This window comes from Neisseria sp. P0021.S007, assembly GCF_051956855.1.
On sequence record NZ_JBQCXA010001373.1, the window covers coordinates 1 to 491 of the forward strand.

Consider the following 491-nt stretch of genomic DNA (forward strand, 5'->3'; position numbering starts at 1 on the left):
GGGTGGACGAAAAACGCAGGCGTTCCGGTCGAAGCCATGGTTGCCGCCATTTTGCGGCCGATGTGTCCGGACTTGCCCATGCCGGTAATGACCACCCTGCCCTTGCAGTGCAACAACGCTTCCGCCGCACGGACAAAATCATGGTCCAAAGCCGCCGCAATTTCACGCAAACCTTCGGCTTCCGTATCCAATACATCGCGCGCCCAGTCGAGATAAAGTGTGTTTTCCGCCATCAAAGCCGCCTTTCATGCTTGAATTTAGGTTTGTTTTGCCCAAATTAATCAGCTGTAAACTGTTCAAATTCATCGAATCGGCGTAGCATTATCGCCACTTCACAAACAAACCTATTATGTAAAAGGAATCAGAGATGACTATTTTATCGGACGTTAAAGCATTAGGACAACAAATCTGGTTGGACAACCTATACCGTTCGCTGGTACAAAACGGCGAATTGGCCGAAATGCTGAAACAGGGCGCGTGCGGCGTAACTT

The 491-nt window shown here is 49.5% G+C and carries 1 protein-coding gene and 1 pseudogene; one reads left to right on the top strand and one right to left on the bottom strand.

The features are described 5' to 3' along the window. A partial coding sequence (locus ACTHUR_RS19240; RefSeq protein WP_440400387.1) for an SIS domain-containing protein occupies positions 1 to 233 on the bottom strand: 233 nt, incomplete at its 3' end. A 134-nt stretch (positions 234 to 367) separates the two neighbouring features. On the opposite strand from ACTHUR_RS19240, the pseudogene ACTHUR_RS19245 reads away from it, so the two are divergent. Beyond that, positions 368 to 491 (top strand): annotated as a pseudogene (locus ACTHUR_RS19245) (transaldolase); the annotation flags it as partial.